At 64.9% G+C, this 17,600-nt stretch carries 16 protein-coding genes and 2 pseudogenes; 10 read left to right on the top strand and 8 right to left on the bottom strand.

The genetic code is table 11. From position 1 onward, the window contains the following. Window positions 1-147 precede the first annotated feature (147 nt). The 5 genes from J7E96_RS11395 to J7E96_RS11375 all read left to right on the top strand — a co-directional run bounded on the left by J7E96_RS11395 (window position 148) and on the right by J7E96_RS11375 (window position 11,251). Complete coding sequence (locus J7E96_RS11395) at window positions 148-2,220, top strand: hypothetical protein (protein WP_215130145.1); 2,073 nt, start codon at window positions 148-150, stop codon at window positions 2,218-2,220. Between the two features lie 3 nt (window positions 2,221-2,223). Beyond that, on the top strand, window positions 2,224-3,201 hold the full coding sequence (locus J7E96_RS11390) for a hypothetical protein (RefSeq protein WP_215130143.1): 978 nt from the start codon (window positions 2,224-2,226) through the stop codon (window positions 3,199-3,201). A gap of 23 nt (window positions 3,202-3,224) precedes the next feature. After that, window positions 3,225-8,672, top strand: a complete 5,448-nt coding sequence (locus tag J7E96_RS11385) for a DEAD/DEAH box helicase (RefSeq protein ID WP_215130141.1) — start codon at window positions 3,225-3,227, stop codon at window positions 8,670-8,672. Window positions 8,673-8,855: 183 nt separating this feature from the next. Beyond that, on the top strand, window positions 8,856-10,403 hold the full coding sequence (locus J7E96_RS11380; RefSeq protein ID WP_215130139.1) for an AAA family ATPase: 1,548 nt from the start codon (window positions 8,856-8,858) through the stop codon (window positions 10,401-10,403). 92 nt (window positions 10,404-10,495) lie between these two features. Further along, the gene (locus J7E96_RS11375) at window positions 10,496-11,251 is read left to right on the top strand and encodes an HNH endonuclease (RefSeq protein ID WP_215130137.1); all 756 of its coding nucleotides are present in this window, start codon (window positions 10,496-10,498) and stop codon (window positions 11,249-11,251) included. Here the strand turns inward: J7E96_RS11375 and J7E96_RS38720 are convergent. From J7E96_RS38720 to J7E96_RS37215, 3 genes and pseudogenes are all read right to left on the bottom strand, one after another. Then, entirely contained in the window at window positions 11,244-11,432 is a 189-nt protein-coding gene (locus J7E96_RS38720; RefSeq protein ID WP_215130135.1) for a hypothetical protein, read from the bottom strand. The two genes, J7E96_RS11375 and J7E96_RS38720, sit on opposite strands and share 8 nt — an antisense overlap. A 15-nt stretch (window positions 11,433-11,447) precedes the next feature. Beyond that, window positions 11,448-11,594 (bottom strand): annotated as a pseudogene (locus J7E96_RS37220) (IS630 family transposase); the annotation flags it as partial. A gap of 474 nt (window positions 11,595-12,068) precedes the next feature. Beyond that, the gene (locus J7E96_RS37215) at window positions 12,069-12,263 is read right to left on the bottom strand and encodes a hypothetical protein (protein ID WP_251069736.1); all 195 of its coding nucleotides are present in this window, start codon (window positions 12,261-12,263) and stop codon (window positions 12,069-12,071) included. On the opposite strand from J7E96_RS37215, the gene J7E96_RS38420 reads away from it, so the two are divergent. Next, the gene (locus tag J7E96_RS38420) at window positions 12,225-12,341 is read left to right on the top strand and encodes a helix-turn-helix transcriptional regulator (protein WP_308295912.1); all 117 of its coding nucleotides are present in this window, start codon (window positions 12,225-12,227) and stop codon (window positions 12,339-12,341) included. The genes J7E96_RS37215 and J7E96_RS38420 overlap by 39 nt on opposite strands. A 54-nt stretch (window positions 12,342-12,395) precedes the next feature. On the opposite strand, the gene J7E96_RS38135 is transcribed toward J7E96_RS38420, so the two are convergent. From J7E96_RS38135 to J7E96_RS11355, 3 genes are all read right to left on the bottom strand, one after another. Continuing rightward, window positions 12,396-12,524, bottom strand: coding sequence for a hypothetical protein (locus J7E96_RS38135; protein WP_285439440.1), 129 nt, complete (start codon window positions 12,522-12,524; stop codon window positions 12,396-12,398). Window positions 12,525-12,557: 33 nt separating this feature from the next. Then, a complete protein-coding gene (locus J7E96_RS11360; RefSeq protein WP_215130133.1) occupies window positions 12,558-13,037 on the bottom strand; it encodes a hypothetical protein in 480 nt (159 codons plus the stop codon). An 86-nt stretch (window positions 13,038-13,123) separates the two neighbouring features. Continuing rightward, window positions 13,124-13,339, bottom strand: a complete 216-nt coding sequence (locus J7E96_RS11355; protein WP_215130131.1) for a hypothetical protein — start codon at window positions 13,337-13,339, stop codon at window positions 13,124-13,126. 509 nt (window positions 13,340-13,848) lie between these two features. On the opposite strand from J7E96_RS11355, the gene J7E96_RS11350 reads away from it, so the two are divergent. From J7E96_RS11350 to J7E96_RS11340, 3 genes are all read left to right on the top strand, one after another. Continuing rightward, window positions 13,849-14,607 carry a GntR family transcriptional regulator gene (locus J7E96_RS11350; RefSeq protein WP_215130129.1) on the top strand — a complete coding sequence of 253 codons (759 nt, stop codon included), beginning with the start codon at window positions 13,849-13,851 and terminating at the stop codon, window positions 14,605-14,607. Between the two features lie 354 nt (window positions 14,608-14,961). Beyond that, window positions 14,962-15,360, top strand: coding sequence for a hypothetical protein (locus tag J7E96_RS11345; protein WP_215130127.1), 399 nt, complete (start codon window positions 14,962-14,964; stop codon window positions 15,358-15,360). Window positions 15,361-15,510: 150 nt separating this feature from the next. After that, window positions 15,511-16,002, top strand: a complete 492-nt coding sequence (locus tag J7E96_RS11340) for an HNH endonuclease (protein ID WP_308295910.1) — start codon at window positions 15,511-15,513, stop codon at window positions 16,000-16,002. A 17-nt stretch (window positions 16,003-16,019) separates the two neighbouring features. On the opposite strand, the gene J7E96_RS11335 is transcribed toward J7E96_RS11340, so the two are convergent. Beyond that, complete coding sequence (locus J7E96_RS11335) at window positions 16,020-16,373, bottom strand: deoxyxylulose-5-phosphate synthase (protein WP_215130125.1); 354 nt, start codon at window positions 16,371-16,373, stop codon at window positions 16,020-16,022. Window positions 16,374-16,459: 86 nt separating this feature from the next. Then, a complete protein-coding gene (locus J7E96_RS37210) occupies window positions 16,460-16,636 on the bottom strand; it encodes a DUF5958 family protein (protein ID WP_251069735.1) in 177 nt (58 codons plus the stop codon). 179 nt (window positions 16,637-16,815) lie between these two features. Between J7E96_RS37210 and J7E96_RS11330 the strand changes: the two are divergent. Then, window positions 16,816-17,592, top strand: a pseudogene (locus tag J7E96_RS11330) (DUF5707 domain-containing protein). Window positions 17,593-17,600: the final 8 nt, after the last annotated feature.

Raw genomic sequence — 17,600 nt, 5'->3', positions numbered from 1 at the left:
AGCTCACCGGAGAAAACCTCGATTGTCAAGGCAGTCCGGCAACTGCACGGACGCCAGCGGCGGGATAATATCCAACGCACGTTCGAAAAGCGGCCAATGTCCCACCGATGGGCTAACTTCTTCCTACGCAAATGAGGGGGGTTGCCCATGGACTATGACGGTTGGAACAGAACGCTCGCGGAACACTTCTTCGCCATCCGCGAAGCGGCAACCCCTGTGTACCTGTCAGTGGATGATGCCCTGTTGGCCGACCTGATGACTAGTCGGACCAAGGTCGCCGCAGCTCTCCCGGCTGCCGCTGACGACTTCCGGGCCGCCATCAGGAGCGTAGTCTTCGGCCGCGGCCCCTTCGACGGCATCGCCTCCCGCGCTCGCCAGTGGCGACGGAATGGGGCCGTCGGCACTCCGCCGTTCATCGCTGTGCTCGCGGCGACCGTGCTCGCCGCCTCCCGGATGAACCGCTCCGAGGGCACCGTGCTCGGCAGGTTCTCCTACTACGGCCCGCTCCGCGAGCTGCTCGGCCTGTACGAAGGCTCCGGCATTCCGGACGGCTACGACGTGATCGTCCCCACCCTGTGGGATCACCTGAAATGGTGGCTGACCGAGCATGAGCGGGGCCGCCGCGGCCTGCCCTCCGCTATTCCCCATCCGACCCAGGTCAACATCGGCTGGTCCCTGTCCCAAGCCGTTCTGATCGGGTCCGACCGCGTGCAGGTTGGACTGTTCCTGGCAGCGATCGGAGCGCAGCCGGGAGACTCCGTCCCCGAAGCGGAACTCCTCGCCCGGTTCCAGGAGTGGGTACGGCTCAATCGGCCCAGCCCGCGAATCCAGCGCGCTCTGGCATCGACGGAGTTGCGACCGATCCTGGCGAGCATCCTGCAGCAGGAACTCACCCACTACGACGGACTCCCGAGAGACGCCGCTGGCCTGCCGTGTGTGCCCTTGTCTCTCACGACCGATGCCGGCGGTTTCCCGTACGGCATCGCAGCCCGCATTCCCTCCCACCTTTGTCTCGAATCGCTCAGTCTGAACGGCGACGTCATCAGGGTTCCCTCAGGCGCGGAATGGTTACCTCTCACACCTCCGGACCAGAAGCTCACTCCGGGATCACCGCTCGAACTGGCCGCCGATGCCGCCACACTGATACTCCCCGCCCGCGACCTCTACGTCCTTCAGGCCAACGACCTGGTCGGGAAGTGGACCTCCGTCAATACAGCGGAAATCGGGGTGCCGCATCGGGTATTGGTGAAGAATTCCTGCGCAGCGCAGGCCGAGACGGTGATGCTTGCCTGTGGATCAGATGCCGTCCGCCGGCCCCGCAGGGTTCAGGTGCCGTCCGGCTGGACGTTGTTCAGCGGCTACACACCGACCCGATCCGCGACCGTCGCCGGCGTCGTCGGCCCGCTGGCCCCGCTGCACCAGCAGTTGGCCCGCCTGTCCGGCGGCTTCCGCATCGATGGCGGCAGACAGACCTTCCTCCTCGGGTACGCGCCCGACCTGGTTCTGCCAGCGACTCCCGATGACCATCCGCGCACTGTCACCATCAACGGGGAGCCCTTGCCCCCGGTTTCCCCGGCCGCGACGGACACGATCACGATCCGGCTGGCGGACCGGGTGTACTCCGCCGGCGAGCACCAGATCGAGGTCGGGAATCGCAAGCTCACCTTCACCCTGGTCGAGCGCTACCGGGAGAGCGTTGCCCTGCCACTGCTAGCGCTCCCTCCGAGGAGTGACAAGCTGGCCACCATCCCCAGCAGGATCCAGAACACGGCAAGTCCGTCCGCGCGCGCCCCCTGGCTGCCGCCCGGCCACTTGTCCGGCTCGGTCTTCGGTAGCTATCAGCGCGACCCGCTTCCTTCGATGAGCCTTCTGCGCCTCAGCGGCTCGATCTACGCCCTGGGCGCGAATCGCCTCGCTGCCCAGCTCATTCCCGAAGCGCCGGCCTGGATCGCCACCATGGACCACGTGCCTCACGCGATCGACATCGATCCGCTGCTCGATGCTCTGCCTTTCCAAGCTCTATGGCTGCTTCAGGTGACCAGTTCCCGGAACGCCAGGGTCCGGCGAGCCCCGGTCGTCCAAACCGGCACGTATGGCGCGCCTTCAGGGAGCTGGAAATTTCTCAGCCAAGCCGACTGGCGCAGGCTGACCTCGGGAAACATCACCATCGCCACGGTGGCCTGCGCACAAGACTGGACCGACTACACGTCAGGGAAGTGAATCGTGCACGACGAGCTGCTCCTATGGTGCTCCGAACGCGGCGCCGGGAGCCTCGATGCCTTCCGCGACACGTACGCATGGCTGGAGAAGGGCAGGCAGGGTAGTTCCGCGCCGGACTGGCGCATCGCGCTGTACAACCTGCAGGTTCTCGGTCACGTCGAAGTGGACTGGGAGGCCCGGATCTGGAGCGTGACGCCACCGGTCCTCACCACCATGCCCAATTCCGGAGGGCACGCGCTCCTGGTGGGGCAAAGGCCGCTCTGGCTCATGCAGCGGCTGGAACGGCTACACGAGGACCCTGACTCCGATATCGCCACCCTCGCGCAGTCCGTGGTGCTGCTTTCGCCACTGCGACAGGCTGGTGGCCCGTCGGTACGGATGGTGACACTGGCGGATCCCGAGGACTGCCGCGCTCTGTGCGAGGCACTCGGCATCGCCTTCGAGGACCGTGCCGCGGATCAACTCGCCCTGCGGCTTCCCCGCTTCCAGGAGATGCTCACCGAGCGCGGCGTGCAGCGGGGGCCCGGCGGCATCGAGCCGCAGAAGATGTCCGAGGGAGGAAATGACATTTGGACAGATATCGAAGGTCCAGGCGAGCCGCCTCTCCACGGCGCCTACCGGTACCAGCGCTACAACACACACCGCTATATCTACTGGCTCGGCATGAGTGGCTTCATCGCCGACAAGCGCACCGTGGTGTACGCCGAACTCGCCCGCGCAGAACGCTGGGTGCTGCGGTACAACGCACAGCGGCGGGAACTTTACGCCCCGAGACGCATGCAGCTGCCGCACCTCCACGCCCGCGCTGCCGTGCTGCGCAGCGGGATGCTGCCGCAACTCACCGCACTGAACCCACAGGTAGCACTCGACCAGCAGCCGAACCGTGAGCGCAAGAGCTACGTCAAGTACGTGAACATAGACGAGCCATTCGCCAGACAGGTGGCCAAATCCCTGTACCAGAAACTTCAACTCGTCCCCTGAATCTGGAACCCGCGAGGATCTTCATGTCTGGTATCTCACCGTCGGCCGTGCACGGCCGGCTCGCCGAGTACTTCCAGCGGTACTACGACACCGCTTACTCCCTTCGCGACTCATCGGTGGGCGAGGAACTCAGAGCACTGCTCCGCACTCCCGGGGTTCTCTTTCAGGAGCCGTACCTGGAGCTGTTGCCCCAATACGTGCACTCAGCCCAGACCCTGGAAGAGCTGACGGCGGAGATAGGTCTTCCGGAGTTCGCCGGACTTCTGGGAGCCGGGCTCCTCCGGGGAATCCCCAGGCTGTACACCCACCAGGCAGACGCGCTGAGGTCAAACAGACAGGGCCGGGACATCGTGGTGACGTCCGGAACCGGTTCCGGGAAGACCGAGGCCTTCCTCGTCCCGGTGCTCGCCAGGCTGACTGCTGAATCACGTCGGTGGGCCGCAGCAGGGCCCCAGGATGCCGAGCAGCCCTGGTGGCGCACGTCACGGGACTGGCAGGCCCAACGCCACGGCAGCAGACGGCCCGCGGCAATGCGAGCCATGTTGCTCTATCCGATGAACGCGCTGGTGGAGGACCAGCTGATCAGGCTGCGACGCAGCCTGGACGCACCGGACGCACGCGGCTGGTTCGACAGGCACCGTGACGGCAACCGCTTCCACTTCGGACGCTACACCGGCCGCACCCCGGTGGCCGGGCCGCTGGAACTGGCCTTCAAGCCGAACTCATCCAAAATGAAGGAATTGCGCAGGACCTTGGCCTCAATGGAGGACCGAAGCCGCCAGCTGGAGCAGCGCATCGCGGACGGCCTCGTGAAGGACGAAGAAGCCCGCTACTTCCTCCAGCGCCCCTTCGGGGCCGAGATGCGTTCTCGCTGGGACATGCAGGTCGCTCCGCCGGACATCCTCATCACCAACTACAGCATGCTCAACATCATGCTCATGCGCCGAGATGAGGATCCCATCTTCGATCGGACCCGCGACTGGCTGAACAGTTCCAAGGACCACGTCTTCAGCCTGGTCGTGGACGAACTCCACATGTACAGGGGGACTCAGGGCACCGAGGTCTCCTACCTCCTGCGCAAGCTCATCGACCGGCTCGGGCTGTCCACCGACTCCGCCCAGCTGTCCGTGATCACCACCTCCGCCTCCATGGATCCGGAGAACCCGGTGGACCGGAAGTTTCTGAGCGACTTCTTCGGACGGTCAGCCGACCGCTTCTCCGTGCTGGCCGGTGAACGCGTCCGGACCAAGGGCAGGACCGATCTCATGCCCTGGGCGGACACCGGTGGTCAAGGAGCGGTGGCCCTGCCGCCACTTCCCCACCGGCACGCGGCACTGCAGGCCGCGTTCAGAGCGAGCGACGAGGACGATTCCCCCCGAGCGAAGCCACTGACCGACGTATCCGCCAGGCTCTTCCCTGGCCTCGCACCCGATAAGGCGCTGGACGCCACCGACGCGCTCATCTCGCGCCTCGACGGGGAGGCGGACGCCGGCTCACGATTCCGGCTCCACCTGTTCTTCCGGAACGTCACCGGCATGTGGGCGTGCGCAGATCGCAACTGCTCGGAGGTCCGGCCGCGCACTGCGGAGTCACCGGCGGACCGGCTGGTCGGGAAGCTCTACAGCCGGCCCAGGTATGCCTGTGAATGCGGTGCTCGCGTACTGGAGTTGCTGTACTGCGACACGTGCGGAGAGGTCTTCCTCGGCGGATTCAATTCTCCGGTCATCGGCCACGACCCCACCAGGCGCTACCTGGTCTCCACCGCGACCGATCTCGAATCCCTTCCGGACAAAGCGCGCTTCGATCGCACCGCCGATGTGTACAGCGTCTTCCTGCCCACCGTGGGAGAACGCTCCGATCTCGACGTATCGCCACACAAACACAAGGGTGGCCGACCGGGGGCGAGGAATCGGCCGGAGTACACGTTCACCTTTGTTCCGGCCATGCTGGATCCCGCGAGCGGCAAGGTTGGTAGCTACCCGGACGAGGAGAACAACGGATACCTGCTGGTGGCACAGAGCCAACCGCACGGCCACCTCGGGAAGGTTCGCGCCTTTCCCACGGTCTGTCCTTGCTGCGGGGAAGACAAAGAGATCTTCAAGAACGTCCGCCAGTTCGAGGATCCGTCACGGTCCAGGTCCCCCATCCGCACCATGGGTACAGGTTTTGAGAAGTCCAACCAGGTACTGACCGATGCCCTCAAGAGGCAGCTGCAGACGAAGATCGTCGTCTTCTCGGACAGCCGACAGGACGCGGCCCGCATCTCGGCGGGCCTGGAACGATCGCACTATCAGGACCTGGTCAGACAGCTCGTGATCACCACCCTCGACCATCCGAAGGATCTCGTGGCCCTGGCCGCAGAGTTCTTCAACGGGAACCAGGCAGGCCAGACCGCGCTGACCCAGCTCGCTGCGACCGGTTCACCCGATCTCGTTCCAGCGGTGGTCGCCCTGGCCCGTAACAGCCTCACCCCCGAGCACAAACGCGTACTGGCGGACTACCGAGCCAAGCACAGGGGCCCGACGCTTGTCGAGCTCGGCAACGGAGTCAGCGCGCAAGCGGTCGCATACGGGGTGCATCCCGGTGGACCCGCTTTCTCGCTGAGCGAAAGCACAGAGTCACGGAGCTGGACCGAACTCTACGACTGGACCACTGGCGTCCCGGTTCCGCGGCCTGATGCTTCCCTCACCAACGATCTCCGCGTCCTCAGCTCCGAGATCCACCGGACAGTGCAGGCCCAGGTCCAGCAGGCGGTCTTCGCGGGGGGCGGCCGCGATCTGGAGTCGCTCGGCATCGGCCATGCCGTGCAGGACCTCACCTTCAAGAGCCGGTTGCTGGATGCCGAAGTGTTCCGCCAGGTATGCCTGTCCGCACTAAGGCTGCTGGGCGTGCGCCGCCAGTTCCAGGAGCAGAGGCCTGAGCCGCCGGCGAATATGCACACGGCGGCGAGGAAATACATCAACGCCGTCGCACAGCGTCATCTTGTGTTCCCGGACGCACTGGTCCAGGAGGTGAAGAATGGCCTCGGTCTGAGCGACGCGGAGCCCCGGATCGAAGGGCAGAAGATCCGAATCGTCCTGGCCAGCGGGACACAATGGCGCTGTGAACGCTGCACCAGAAGGCACCTGCACGGCTCCGCAGGCGTCTGTGCCTTCTGTCGCAGCTCACATCTAGTCTCCGAACCCCTCGACCCAGGTTCCGTCACCCTGGACGACTACTACACCTTCCTAGCCCGCGAGGCTGGGCTCCCCTTCAGGCTCCACTGCGAAGAGCTGACGGGCCAGACCGACAACGACGACGCGCAGGCCCGGCAAGCCCTCTTCCAGTCGGTCTTCCTGAGCGGGCAGGACATCGAGCTGGTCGATGAGGTCGACCTGCTCAGTGTCACCACCACGATGGAGGCCGGCGTCGACATCGGCGCGCTCCGCGCGGTGGTCATGGCAAACATGCCGCCACAGCGCTTCAACTACCAGCAGCGTGTGGGCCGGGCCGGCCGCCGGCTCGACCACCTGTCCATCGCCATGACCCTCTGCCGTGGCACCAGGACGCATGACGATCACTACTTCCAGCACCCCGATCGCATCACCGGCGACCCCTCGCCGAGCCCATACGTGGATCTCGATCGCCTGGAGATCCTGCGCCGCTGCTACGCCGCAAGCCTGCTGACTCTCGCCTTCCGGTCGGTCGAGGGAACGTTCGGCTGGGAGCCGGGACGCAATGTCCACGGGCCCTTCGGCACGGTCAGTGGATGGCCGCAGGTTCGGGATGGCATCCGTACCTGGCTGGTCGGAAACGACGCTGCGAAAAGAGACGCGGCCCAGGTTCTCTTGCAAGGGGCGTCCCCTGACGCGCCCTCGGTGGATGATCTGGTGTCCTGGGCCACTTCCCGCCTCTATGCCGAGATCGAGGAGGTGGCGGCGAACGCGCCGGACGCGGGTCCGCTCAGTCAGTCGCTCGCGGAGCACGGGGTGCTCCCCATGTTCGGGTTCCCCACCCGGGTCCGCAACCTGCACCATCAGAAGCCGCACGGACCGGAACTCACCGATGTCATCGACCGGGACATCGACATCGCCATCTCGGAATGGGCACCCGGCGGCGAAGTAGTCAAGGACAAGGCGTTGCACACGGCGGTCGGCCTCGTGACGTACGAGCCCGCCGGCGGGCAGTGGCTGCCCGGCAAGGCCCCGGACGGTGACCGTCTCACGGTGGGCATCTGCGCAAAGTGCCTCTCCGTCAATCTCCGCGAATCCGAGCATGCGTGTCCGGTGTGTGGGGCCACCACGGGAGAAGCCGGCGACTACCGGGTGCTCCCATCGTGTCAGCCGCTCGGATTTCGCACCAGCTACAAGGCTCAGGACTACGACGGCACCTTCGAGTTCACACCACGCGCGTTCTCAGCGCGCCTAACCCTCGACACCACATCAGCGCTCGTCCCACGCTGGACTAAGGCCGCTGAATTCAGGAGTGGCGAGGGACGCATCGTGGTGGTCAACGCGGGAACCGGTGAGGGATACCAGTTCGGCAAGGTCAAGGGACACGATGGTCTGCTGGAAACGAAACTCCTGGCCGATGCCGACCGGGCGAAAGATCTGGGCCTGCCCACCAGGCCCTCGGTCAGCAACGAGGAGAAGTTGGCACTGGCCTCGGCGAAACTCACCGACGTTCTCCTGATCGGCCTCCGCGATCAACCCGCCGATCTGGCTCTCGACCCGAGACGCATGGCCGCACGAGCCGCTTGGCTCTCACTCGGTACGGTTTTCAAGCTCGCTGCCGTCAGGCTACTAGACATCGACGGACGAGAGCTCTCAGCGGGTCTGTACCCCGTCCGGGGAGAAGAAGAGGGCAGTGTCCAGGCACAAGTCTTCCTCTCGGACACACTGGAGAACGGTGCCGGATATTCGACCTGGCTGGGGAAGCGCCCTGCCGAATTCCTGCTCGCCGCGCGTGAGGTCGCGGCCGATCTCACCCGGCACCGCTCCGGCAGCTTGGTGGCCGCGCCGTGCGACTCGTCCTGCTACGACTGCCTGCGGGACTACAGCAACAGCGCCTACCACCCGCTGCTCGATTGGCGCCTTGCCATACAGATGGTCGAACTGCTCGATGGAGGAAACCTGGACTTCGCCGCTGAGGAGGTCTATGCGTTCCAGCGCGCCGAGCAGTTCGCCAGAAGCTTCTCGCACTGGAAGGCCGATTCCTCCAATGGCCTGCCAGTCCTGAAAGACACCCAGCACGAGGCTCTCGCTGTCCTCATCACGCATCCTCTCGAGTCCTGGAGCGGTCCCGCCCGCTCGAAACGGGTGGCCGGAGCGCTGGCCTCGCTGGAGGCGGAGGGCTTCGAGGTGTTCGAGTCCTTCGAGAACCCGGTCCTGGGCAGCGAACCGCCGCAGCGCGCGGTCGTCGCGGTCGATACGTTCGAGCTGCTTCGGCGGCCCGGCTGGATCGAGTCGAGACTGCAGAGCCTCTTCGACTGACCGGCCAAGCAGCGGGCAGGGCCGCCTTTCTGTGCCCCTGCCCGCTGCCAGCCGCTCCCCCGGGCTCGCGCACCTAGCAGTTCGCTCTTATCGGTTCTGGCGGAGATGCGCTGCCGGTGCCACTCAAAGATGCCCCAGCGAGTCCATGGCCGGGCACAGAGACCACACGACTGGAGTACGCTGATGCATTTTCTTGTAGTGCCTCGCAGCGAGGGCTTCACCGTGCCGTCCAGTCTTCCGGCACTCGTTCTCCGGCGCGATCTCTGGGATGATTTCGGATTTGAAACTATGTTCGATGCCTATCTCTACCCATCTCGAACAGAGGCGTCCATCGACCTGGGATCCGTCAAGATCATCAAAAGAGGGCAGCGCGGCGGCGCCACAGAGATCCCCGGTAGTTTCGTCCAGCTCGATGACAATTACTGCTCACTCGGGCAGGCATTTTCCTACTACGAAGCACTGCACGGACTTCCCGGTGAATTGCGCGACAGCATTCTGTTCGGGCTCCGCGACATCGCCATCGACCCCTCGCTCAGGGAATCGTTCGCCAACGAGCCGGCGATGGCCGCCTCACTCCTGCGCTACGGGAACGCCGAACTCGCGCTGAGAGACGCCACAGCCCTGCTCGGAGGCGCGACAGCCCCCCGGGACAGCGCGCTCGCGTTCACGTTCAGAACGAGTGTCGGAGGGGAAACCTTCTCCATTCGCTTTGGTTTCGCGGACCGCCACCCCCTGCCCGGCCGCATCAACGTCGTCGTGGGTTACAACGGATGCGGAAAAACGCAGCTCCTTGCCAACCTCGCCAATACTGCGCATGCTGACCTCACCGACCGAGCCGACGAGAGCTTCGTCCGGCGGTACGGAGAATTCCGCGAAGGGGCCGGTGCGCCTCGATTCTCCTCGGTCATAGCCGTCTCTTACAGCGCTTTCGACACGTTCGACCTGCCGGGGAAGAACCGACAGGAAGAGGAACGCCTGGAATCCAGCGGCGAGGTCTCCGGATACACCTACTGCGGCCTTCGGAGATACGATCGCAGTATTAGTTCGGACGCGTCCCGCACCGGGTCACTCAAGGGCGCCAAAGAGATCCAGGGTGACATCATGTCCGCCCTCGTCAGGGCCAGTACGTCCGAGCGCAAACAGAGACTGGTGGCAGCCCTCTCTCCGCTGAGCCGCGAGCCCTCGTTCAAAAGGGTCGAGCTGTCCGACACCTTCGATTTCGACAGCGATTCGTGGCGGGATTCCTTTTCGGGCCTCAGCACCGGGCATAAACTCGTACTCAACATTGTCGTGCAGCTTGTGGCCCACCTGGAGCCCGGATCACTGGTCCTCATCGACGAACCCGAATCCCACCTGCACCCTCCACTCTTGGCCGCCCTGCTCAAGAGCATCAACATATCTCTGGATCAGTTCGACTCCTACGCCGTGATGGCGACGCACTCCCCGGTCCTCCTCCAGGAAGTCCCCAGACGTTACGTCAGAGTCCTGCAGCGATTCGGAGATCTCACACTCGTTGCCACCCCGGAGATCGAAACTTTCGCAGAAAATGTAGGACTGCTCACACGCCACGTATTCAACTTGGACAGTAGCGCGACCGACTATCACTCAACTCTCCGGTCCATGCAGGAGAGTTTTCCCCTGGATGAGATCATGGAACTGTTCGACGGCGAGATGAGCGCGCAGTCCATTTCTTACCTGACGAGCATCCGTCGCGATCGGCCCGGGAGATGATTCGACTTCCCCGCCCGGAAAGGGACCGCCTGGCCGATCTTGATCTCGCTGTGAGCCGGAGACGTCCGTCCTCTCGACGGGTCCTCATGGGCGTGCGCACGGGAATCATCGACGCTTACGGCGACTACGAGAACGCGCTGCGGGATATTCGCCGGTTTACGTCGCTTGCCAACGGTTCCGATGTGCTCACCAAGGTGCTTCTGGGAAATTACGCGCTTCTGGACAGGGGCCGACCCCTGGAGGATCTCAGGAACTCGATCTTTCGGACAGCACTGTCCCGCAACTATCGGTGCCCGCTATGCGAAAGAGCCCAGGTCTGCGCCCTCGATCACTTCCTCCCGAAGAATCACTTCCCAGAGTATTCAATCCTAGCTGACAATCTTATCCCTGTTTGCGAAAGATGTAATCGACTAAAGGGTGATGAGTGCGACAGAGTAGACGGCTTGCTCATGTTTCACGCATACTTCGACGAATTCCCGGACAAAGAAATGCTATTCGCGGAGATAAATGTCGACAATACTGTCTCGATCAGATACTCTTTGCATCACTCCGATGAAATTGACAACTTCACCTTCGAGAGAGCCGAAAAGCAATTCGAGATACTTGGCCTTTTCGATTTCTACCAGATGGAGGCCGTAGCCGAGCTAACGGATCAAGTTGACCTATATGATGAAACATACGATTCTTTTGGCGGCTCAGGGCTGCGATCGACTCTTAGCGCCTTGGCTCGAGGGGCCGAAAGGAAGGGAGTAAATCACTGGAAGGCGGCACTTTATCGCGCCCTATCTAGAAATACAGAATTCTGCAGTGGCGGCTATCGGAAGCTGCTCGCAACACCAATCAACTGACGGCGTCGATTTTGGCGTGCGTCCCGCCGATGAAAACGCCTTCGCCTGACTTCACGGATTCAAACTCCTCCGCGCCCGCTAGGAGAGAGGCGCAGACGTCCACGAAGCCTTCCGTGAACTCGCCTGCTACCTCATAACCCACCGACAACTCGACTTGTGTTACTGAGGTTGAACTGGTCATGTCGCTAGGTGTGCAGGCGGGTTGAATGGTCAGGCCGGTCTCGGCGAGGCAGCCGTCTGCGAGTTCGCTGCGGTCCTGGATCTGACGTAGGCCGCGTCTGAGGAGCTGGATAAGGTCGTCCGGGGTGCTGAAGACAGCATTGGACAGCCAGCCGCGTCCAAGATCGAGGTCCCCAGATTCCTACACACTTCGCGGACGCGACCGGGCCCCGGCGATCATTCGGTCAGTTCGACACCTACTCACATGCGTGAGCGCTGCGTGAGCGGACGGCGCGAGACGAGCCGTCATACAGTGGACCTCCGCTCTTGCTGCAAGGCGCTGATCAGGCAGAACAACACTATGCGGCATGCTCAGGCACACTCCGGCAAGGATTCGATCCCACTCCTAAAGCGGGTGTCGCAGGTTCGAATCCTGCCGGGGGCACAGGCTAGTTAGCTGGTCAGAGACACCAAGGGCCCTGCCGTTCATTCGAACGGGAGGGCCCTTTCATGATCAGGTGCTACATGGATGCCACTTCCCCAAATGATCTACACCCAGCGTTGCCCGAAGGGGGGCGCTCCGGAGCATGGGGCCCGTAGAGCGCTGTCATTGACCGGGGCCAGCGCACAAGATCACACAAATTAGGGTCAACCCTAATCACATTTGATCATGGTGTCGGGAGCGTGGACGTGTGCCGCGCGCCACCCTGCCGACCGAGTGGTCATCGCCCGACGCCGAGCGGTCGGCGAGCAAATCCGACGCGTGCGCGAGCACCACAACCTGACGCAGCAGGACGTCTGCGGACGCTGAGGAATCGACGTCGCCACGTGCAGCCGCATCGAACAAGGCCACAGCAGCCCGCTCCTTGACACCCTCATCCGCATCGCCGACGCGATCGGCGTCCCGCTCTCCGACCTCGTACGGCAGTGAAGAGCCCCGGCCATCCGTCTCGGGGGAAGCGGACGGCCGGGGCCGCTGAGACCGTCAGCCCTTCGGCGGGATGACGAACGCCCGCGCCGGCCTCGGCTCAGGGTCACGCGAATCCGGCTGCTGCGCGCGCTTCCACGCTGCGGCCAACCACGTGTACTTCGGATCGATCCACTCCTGCGGCATGGTGGGTCTCCCTTCTGGTCGCAGCGTAGGAGGTCAGGGCTTCTTCGTGATGACGATTGTGCCGCCGTCATCCGAGTGCTGGCAGCTAGCCCGTACCGGGATGCTGCCGTCGGTGGGGTCGGTCCACATCTCCGGGCGCGGCGTGTACCCGGCGGACCGGATCGCTTCCTGCGTGCGGATCAGGCTGTCGGTGCTGCGGTTGTCCAGGTCCGGTGCCTCCGGTACGTGGTGCACGAAGTACCCGAGACGGGCGGCCAGACTGGCCTTGACGCGCGTGTTCAGGATCAGCGCGTGCCAGCCCTCGTCGACCACGCGGGACGGGGCCAGGCCAGCGGTCGGGTGTGCTGCGCAGGCGGCCTCGAACTTCAGCGCCTCCAGCGTGATCGCCTCGGCGACGTCGGGGGCCATGCCGGGGTTGCTCCACTGGATTGAAGCAGCCACGGCGGCAAGGTCTTCGGGGTTGATCAGGTCGCGGGCGTCCCGTGTCACGGGTGCCTCGGTGGTGATACTCATGGGTGGTGCCTCCTCGTTGTGGTGGAGGTGCATGAACCCGCTCCGGCCGGACGACCTGGCCAGGAAAACCCGGCCGGAGCGGGGGCTTAGTGGGAGCGTCGTTGCTCGATGGCGGGCGGCGCTGGGGCGAGGGCCGCCCGCGCAGGGCCCCGCCGGGGCGTACGGGGGTGAGAGTCCGTCACCAGGTCCTCGGCTGTGATAGCCGGGCCGTGCCACAGCAGGGTCGCCCCGTGCTCGTCGCAGTGGGCGCCCACGTCGTCCTCGTCGGGGAATGGGTGGTCGCCCTTGACGCACATCGTCATCGCCGCGCCTTCCGTTCGGCCTGCCGCAACCGCGCGCCCACCAGGCAGCGCGACGCGTGGCAGTCGGGGCAGGCTGCGGCGTGGTCCAAGACCGCCCTGTATGCCGCGAGATGACGCGGCGTGCACCCGTCTCTCGTTCGGTCGGCGAGCTGTGTCACCGCTCTACCTCTCTGTCGACTTCCGCCCAGACCGCTGTGCCGCCTCGGTCGTGGGTATGTCCGTATCGGTCCGCACTCGCGAGTGCCGTGAGGACTGCTGTGCGACTGATCGGCCCGAGTTCTTCGGGGAGGTCCACCTCGACTCGGATGCAGTCGGGCGTCTCGTCGAGTCGGGGCGCACCGTCAAGGGCCGCTGTGAGCATTGCGGCGATGGCGGCGGCCTTGGTCTCGGCGGAGCACACAGGAGTCCCCTCGTGATCGGTCGATCACCGATTGTGATGCTGAGTACTCAGCTTCGACCTGATGGGTTAGCTTTGTCAACGTCGAGTACGACTCCCGGAGCTGCCGCATATGCCACGCGAAACGCCCTATCTCCAAGTGGCCGACGCTCTGCGCGCCCGGATCAAAGCGGGCGAGTGGGCCATCGGTGAAAAGCTCCCGTCCCGTGCCCGATTCGCCGAGGAGTACGGGGTCGGGCAGAGCGTGGCCCAACGCGCCATGGAGCGCCTGATAATCGAGGGCCTCCTCGAAGGCCGGGCCGGATCCGGGACCTACGTCCGCCGACCGCGCGAGCGCCTGCGCATGGTCCGCTCACGACACCGCGAGCGCCGCGGCGGGTCCCCCTTCCGCGCGGACATGAAAGAGCACGGCCGCGCCGGGACTTGGGAGTCGCGCAGCGTCGCCCGCACGCCGGCCCCGGACCACATCGCTGAGCGCCTGGCCATCGAACCCGGTGACCTGTGCGTGGTCACGAACTACGAGTTCCTCGCCGACGGGCTGCCCGTTCAACTGTCCGAGTCCTGGGAGCCGATGGCTATCACGGACGGCACGCCGATCGTGCTGCCGGAGATGGGGCCGCACGCCGGCGCCGGGGTCGTCGAGCGTATGCGGTCTATCGGCGTCGAGATCGACACGGCGGTGGAGATCCCGCGTCCCGCACGTGCGAGCCAGGAGCAGGCAAACCTCCTCGGCATCTCGGTGGGTGATCTGGTCATGCAGATCGAGCGGACCTACTACGACACGGACGGGCGGCCGGTCGAGACTGCAGCCATCGTCGTCCCTGACGTCCGGTGGGAAATCGCGTACGAGATCGGCATACAGCGCGACTAGCCCCGGACGGACGAAACGCCCCCTGCCCCGGCCGAAGCCGGAATAGGGGGCGTCGTCGTCAGGATCGGCGGCGGTCAGCAGGTAGCCCCAGCACAGGGTTCTGTGAGGGCGGCGGGTCGGAGTCTTCTGGCGGCTGCGGGGCACCGTCGCGGCGGCAGATCCGCGCGTACGGGTCATAGGACGGCGTCTGCCAGGCTCCGGTGCTGGTCGACTGGGTCATAGAAACCCGGATGTGGTGGGCGGCCGACCGCTCGGCCGAGGAGAACGATCGAGGCAGGGGTGGGCATGGCCAGTCGTGGGGACCAGCGGTCACGAAGAGTGTGCACCCGGACTGCTCAGGCATGCTCAGCCCTCTTGCTGACGGTGGCTTGCGGAGTTCCTGAGGTCAATATTTCGGCTGACGAGCTCGCTGGGAGCTGGTCCAACCCGGCTGGTACGTCTGTTGAGTTGAAACGTGACGGGACGTTCGCAGCCAGCGGGCTCGACAAGACCGAAGCCGCCGCGCTCTACGCCGAGCCCGGCAAGGGTCAGCGCGGCACCTGGGAATTTGCGGTGCTCAGCGAGGACGCAGACCGTCCTGGGCATGCCGCCAAGGCAGACCACGGTTGGGTCGCCGACGTCACTCTTGATGACATCGCCTGCGAACTGCAGTTCAACGTCTACGGCGACCCGGAAAGCCCCATCGTCTGCTTCACCCAAGACACCTTTTCCGAGTGCACGGCTGAGGAAGGGTTTCGTCGCGATCGCGGATGACGCGCACACGACTCGCTCAGCTCACGGGCCGGGGCCCTCGCCGAGGTCCAGCGCGTTGCTCATCAGCACCTGCCTTGGACCGGCCGCATGCACTGCCGCGCATACGCACCTTTTATGCGTGGCCGCGATGGGGATGGGGATAAGGCGGATGTGGCCAACGAAGACCTACCCGTACCGCGGCGTAGCGAAGCCAAGCGCGCCCAGGACCGGCGCCGCCGTCGGCGCATGCGGAACAACGGAGCCGTCGAACGCTTCACAGTGGAAGAGATCGGTGAACGGGACGGCTGGATCTGTGGCCTGTGCCAAGACCCGGTTGACCGGGCCTATCAGCACCCAGATCCTCGGGCGCAGAGCGTCGACCACATCCGCACCATTGCGGACGGCGGCTCCGACACCCGCGACAATGTGCGTCTCACCCACTGGGGCTGCAACCACGAACGCAACAACAGCACCCCTCTGAGTACCGTCGAGGACGCCGAATCGCAGCGCGCTGTCCTCCAGCGGATACCCACACTGCGGGCCTATGCAGAGAGCCTCACGCCGGAGGTCGTGATCCGCCGTTCTCAGGCCTTCCACTCACCGGACAGGTATCGCGCCAAGCTGGCGTATCGGGTGGAGCGCTACGAGCGCGAAGGGCGCTGATCACGCTCGCATCGCAGCTACCGCCGAACCGCGAGCAGTTCGCGGCGTACCAGCACTTTGGCGATCGGCTCGCCGGTGGCTTCCGCGTAGGCCAGCCGCTCCTTGACTTCTCGCAGCGTGCGCGGCCGGTAGCCGGGGCCACCGCAACAGCTCTTGTGGAAGCGGATGCCGGCGTTCAAGAGCAGGGAGAGGACCCGCCATCCCTCGCTGTCCCGCCTCGGAGGCGGAGCAAAGGCAGAGCCGACATGGATCAGTGGATCGGCGCAGCGAGGACAGCGACGCTCGTGATCGTTGTTTCGCGTGGGGTATTCCTGCTTGTACGAAGCCCGGCAAGGCAGGCAGACGTAAGAAGTTCTCGCGTGGCCGAACATGTGGTCAGCCTAGATGTGACGTCGGCCAGGCTCCACGGCTTTCTGCCCACCTGGCGCCCGCGACGACAAGCACACCGAGTACCGGCTCAAATACGTTGCTGAGCTGACAGATTGTGCCACTCGTGACTGCACCCGCCGACGCAGTGCAGCGCCCGCCTGCGGGCATTGGCAATGCTGAAGAGGGCGACGAGCAAACGAAATGACTTCACTAGGGGAGGGGAAGGGGCGTGACGGTGCGTGCACACGATCAGGCAGGCCGTCATCGTCCCCGATTCGGGCGGGCTGTTGCCAGCCGGCTGGGTGTGCTGCCCGCACCGCCGACCGACCAGTCGCTGCGTCCACCCGGCGTTGTGGAGGGAGAGTCGGGTGTTTACAGTTGGGCGCTCATTCGCCCGCCGTGCCGTGCATCCGGCGGGCGCGTCTTCACACTCCGGGGAGATTCATGCGCAAGCGCGCAATCTTCGCTGTACTCACCGCTGCCGCCGCACTGGGCGCGTTCACCGTCCCTGCGGCGTACGCGGACGAGACCGTCGGCGACATCCAGATCACCGGCGTCGCCGTCAACGGCGGTAAGAACATAGTCGTCGGCACCGCCGACACGACCGTCACCGTTTCGGTGACCGCGACCGACCCGTCGGGCATCTGAGACGCCGATTTCCACCTGTGGCGCGGCGCCGATCCCAACAACCCCGACGGGTACATCACGCCTGACCAGGACACAACCTCCGCGGATTGTGTCGCCGCCAACGCGACCACCTCCACCTGCTCCAAGACGTTCACCTTCGAACCGAACTGGTGGCTCACCAACGCCGACGCCGGGACGTGGAAGGTCGGCGTCGATGTGTGGGCCGAGGACGACAGCCGGACCCACCGGGACGCCTATACGACCACCCGCCTCCAGCGGCTCTCCAAGCTGACCGCCAACGCGGGGCCGGAGCCGGTGGGCGCCGGGAAGACTCTTACCGTGACCGGCAAGCTCACGCGGGCGAACTGGGACACCGGTGCGTACGCGGGTTACACCGCCCAGCCGGTCAAGCTTCAGTTCCGCAAGGCGGGCACCAGCACGTACACGACCGTCAAGACGGTGAACACCTCCAGCACCGGTGGCCTCACCACCACCGTCACCGCGTCAGCGGACGGCTACTGGCGCTGGAGCTTCGCCGGGACCACGACCACCCCGGCCGTCTCGGCCGCCGGTGACTTCGTCGACGTTCAGTAGAGACCCGT

The organism is Streptomyces sp. ISL-96 (assembly GCF_018614035.1).
Taxonomy (GTDB): domain Bacteria; phylum Actinomycetota; class Actinomycetes; order Streptomycetales; family Streptomycetaceae; genus Streptomyces.
This window is presented reverse-complemented; position numbering and strand designations above follow the sequence as displayed.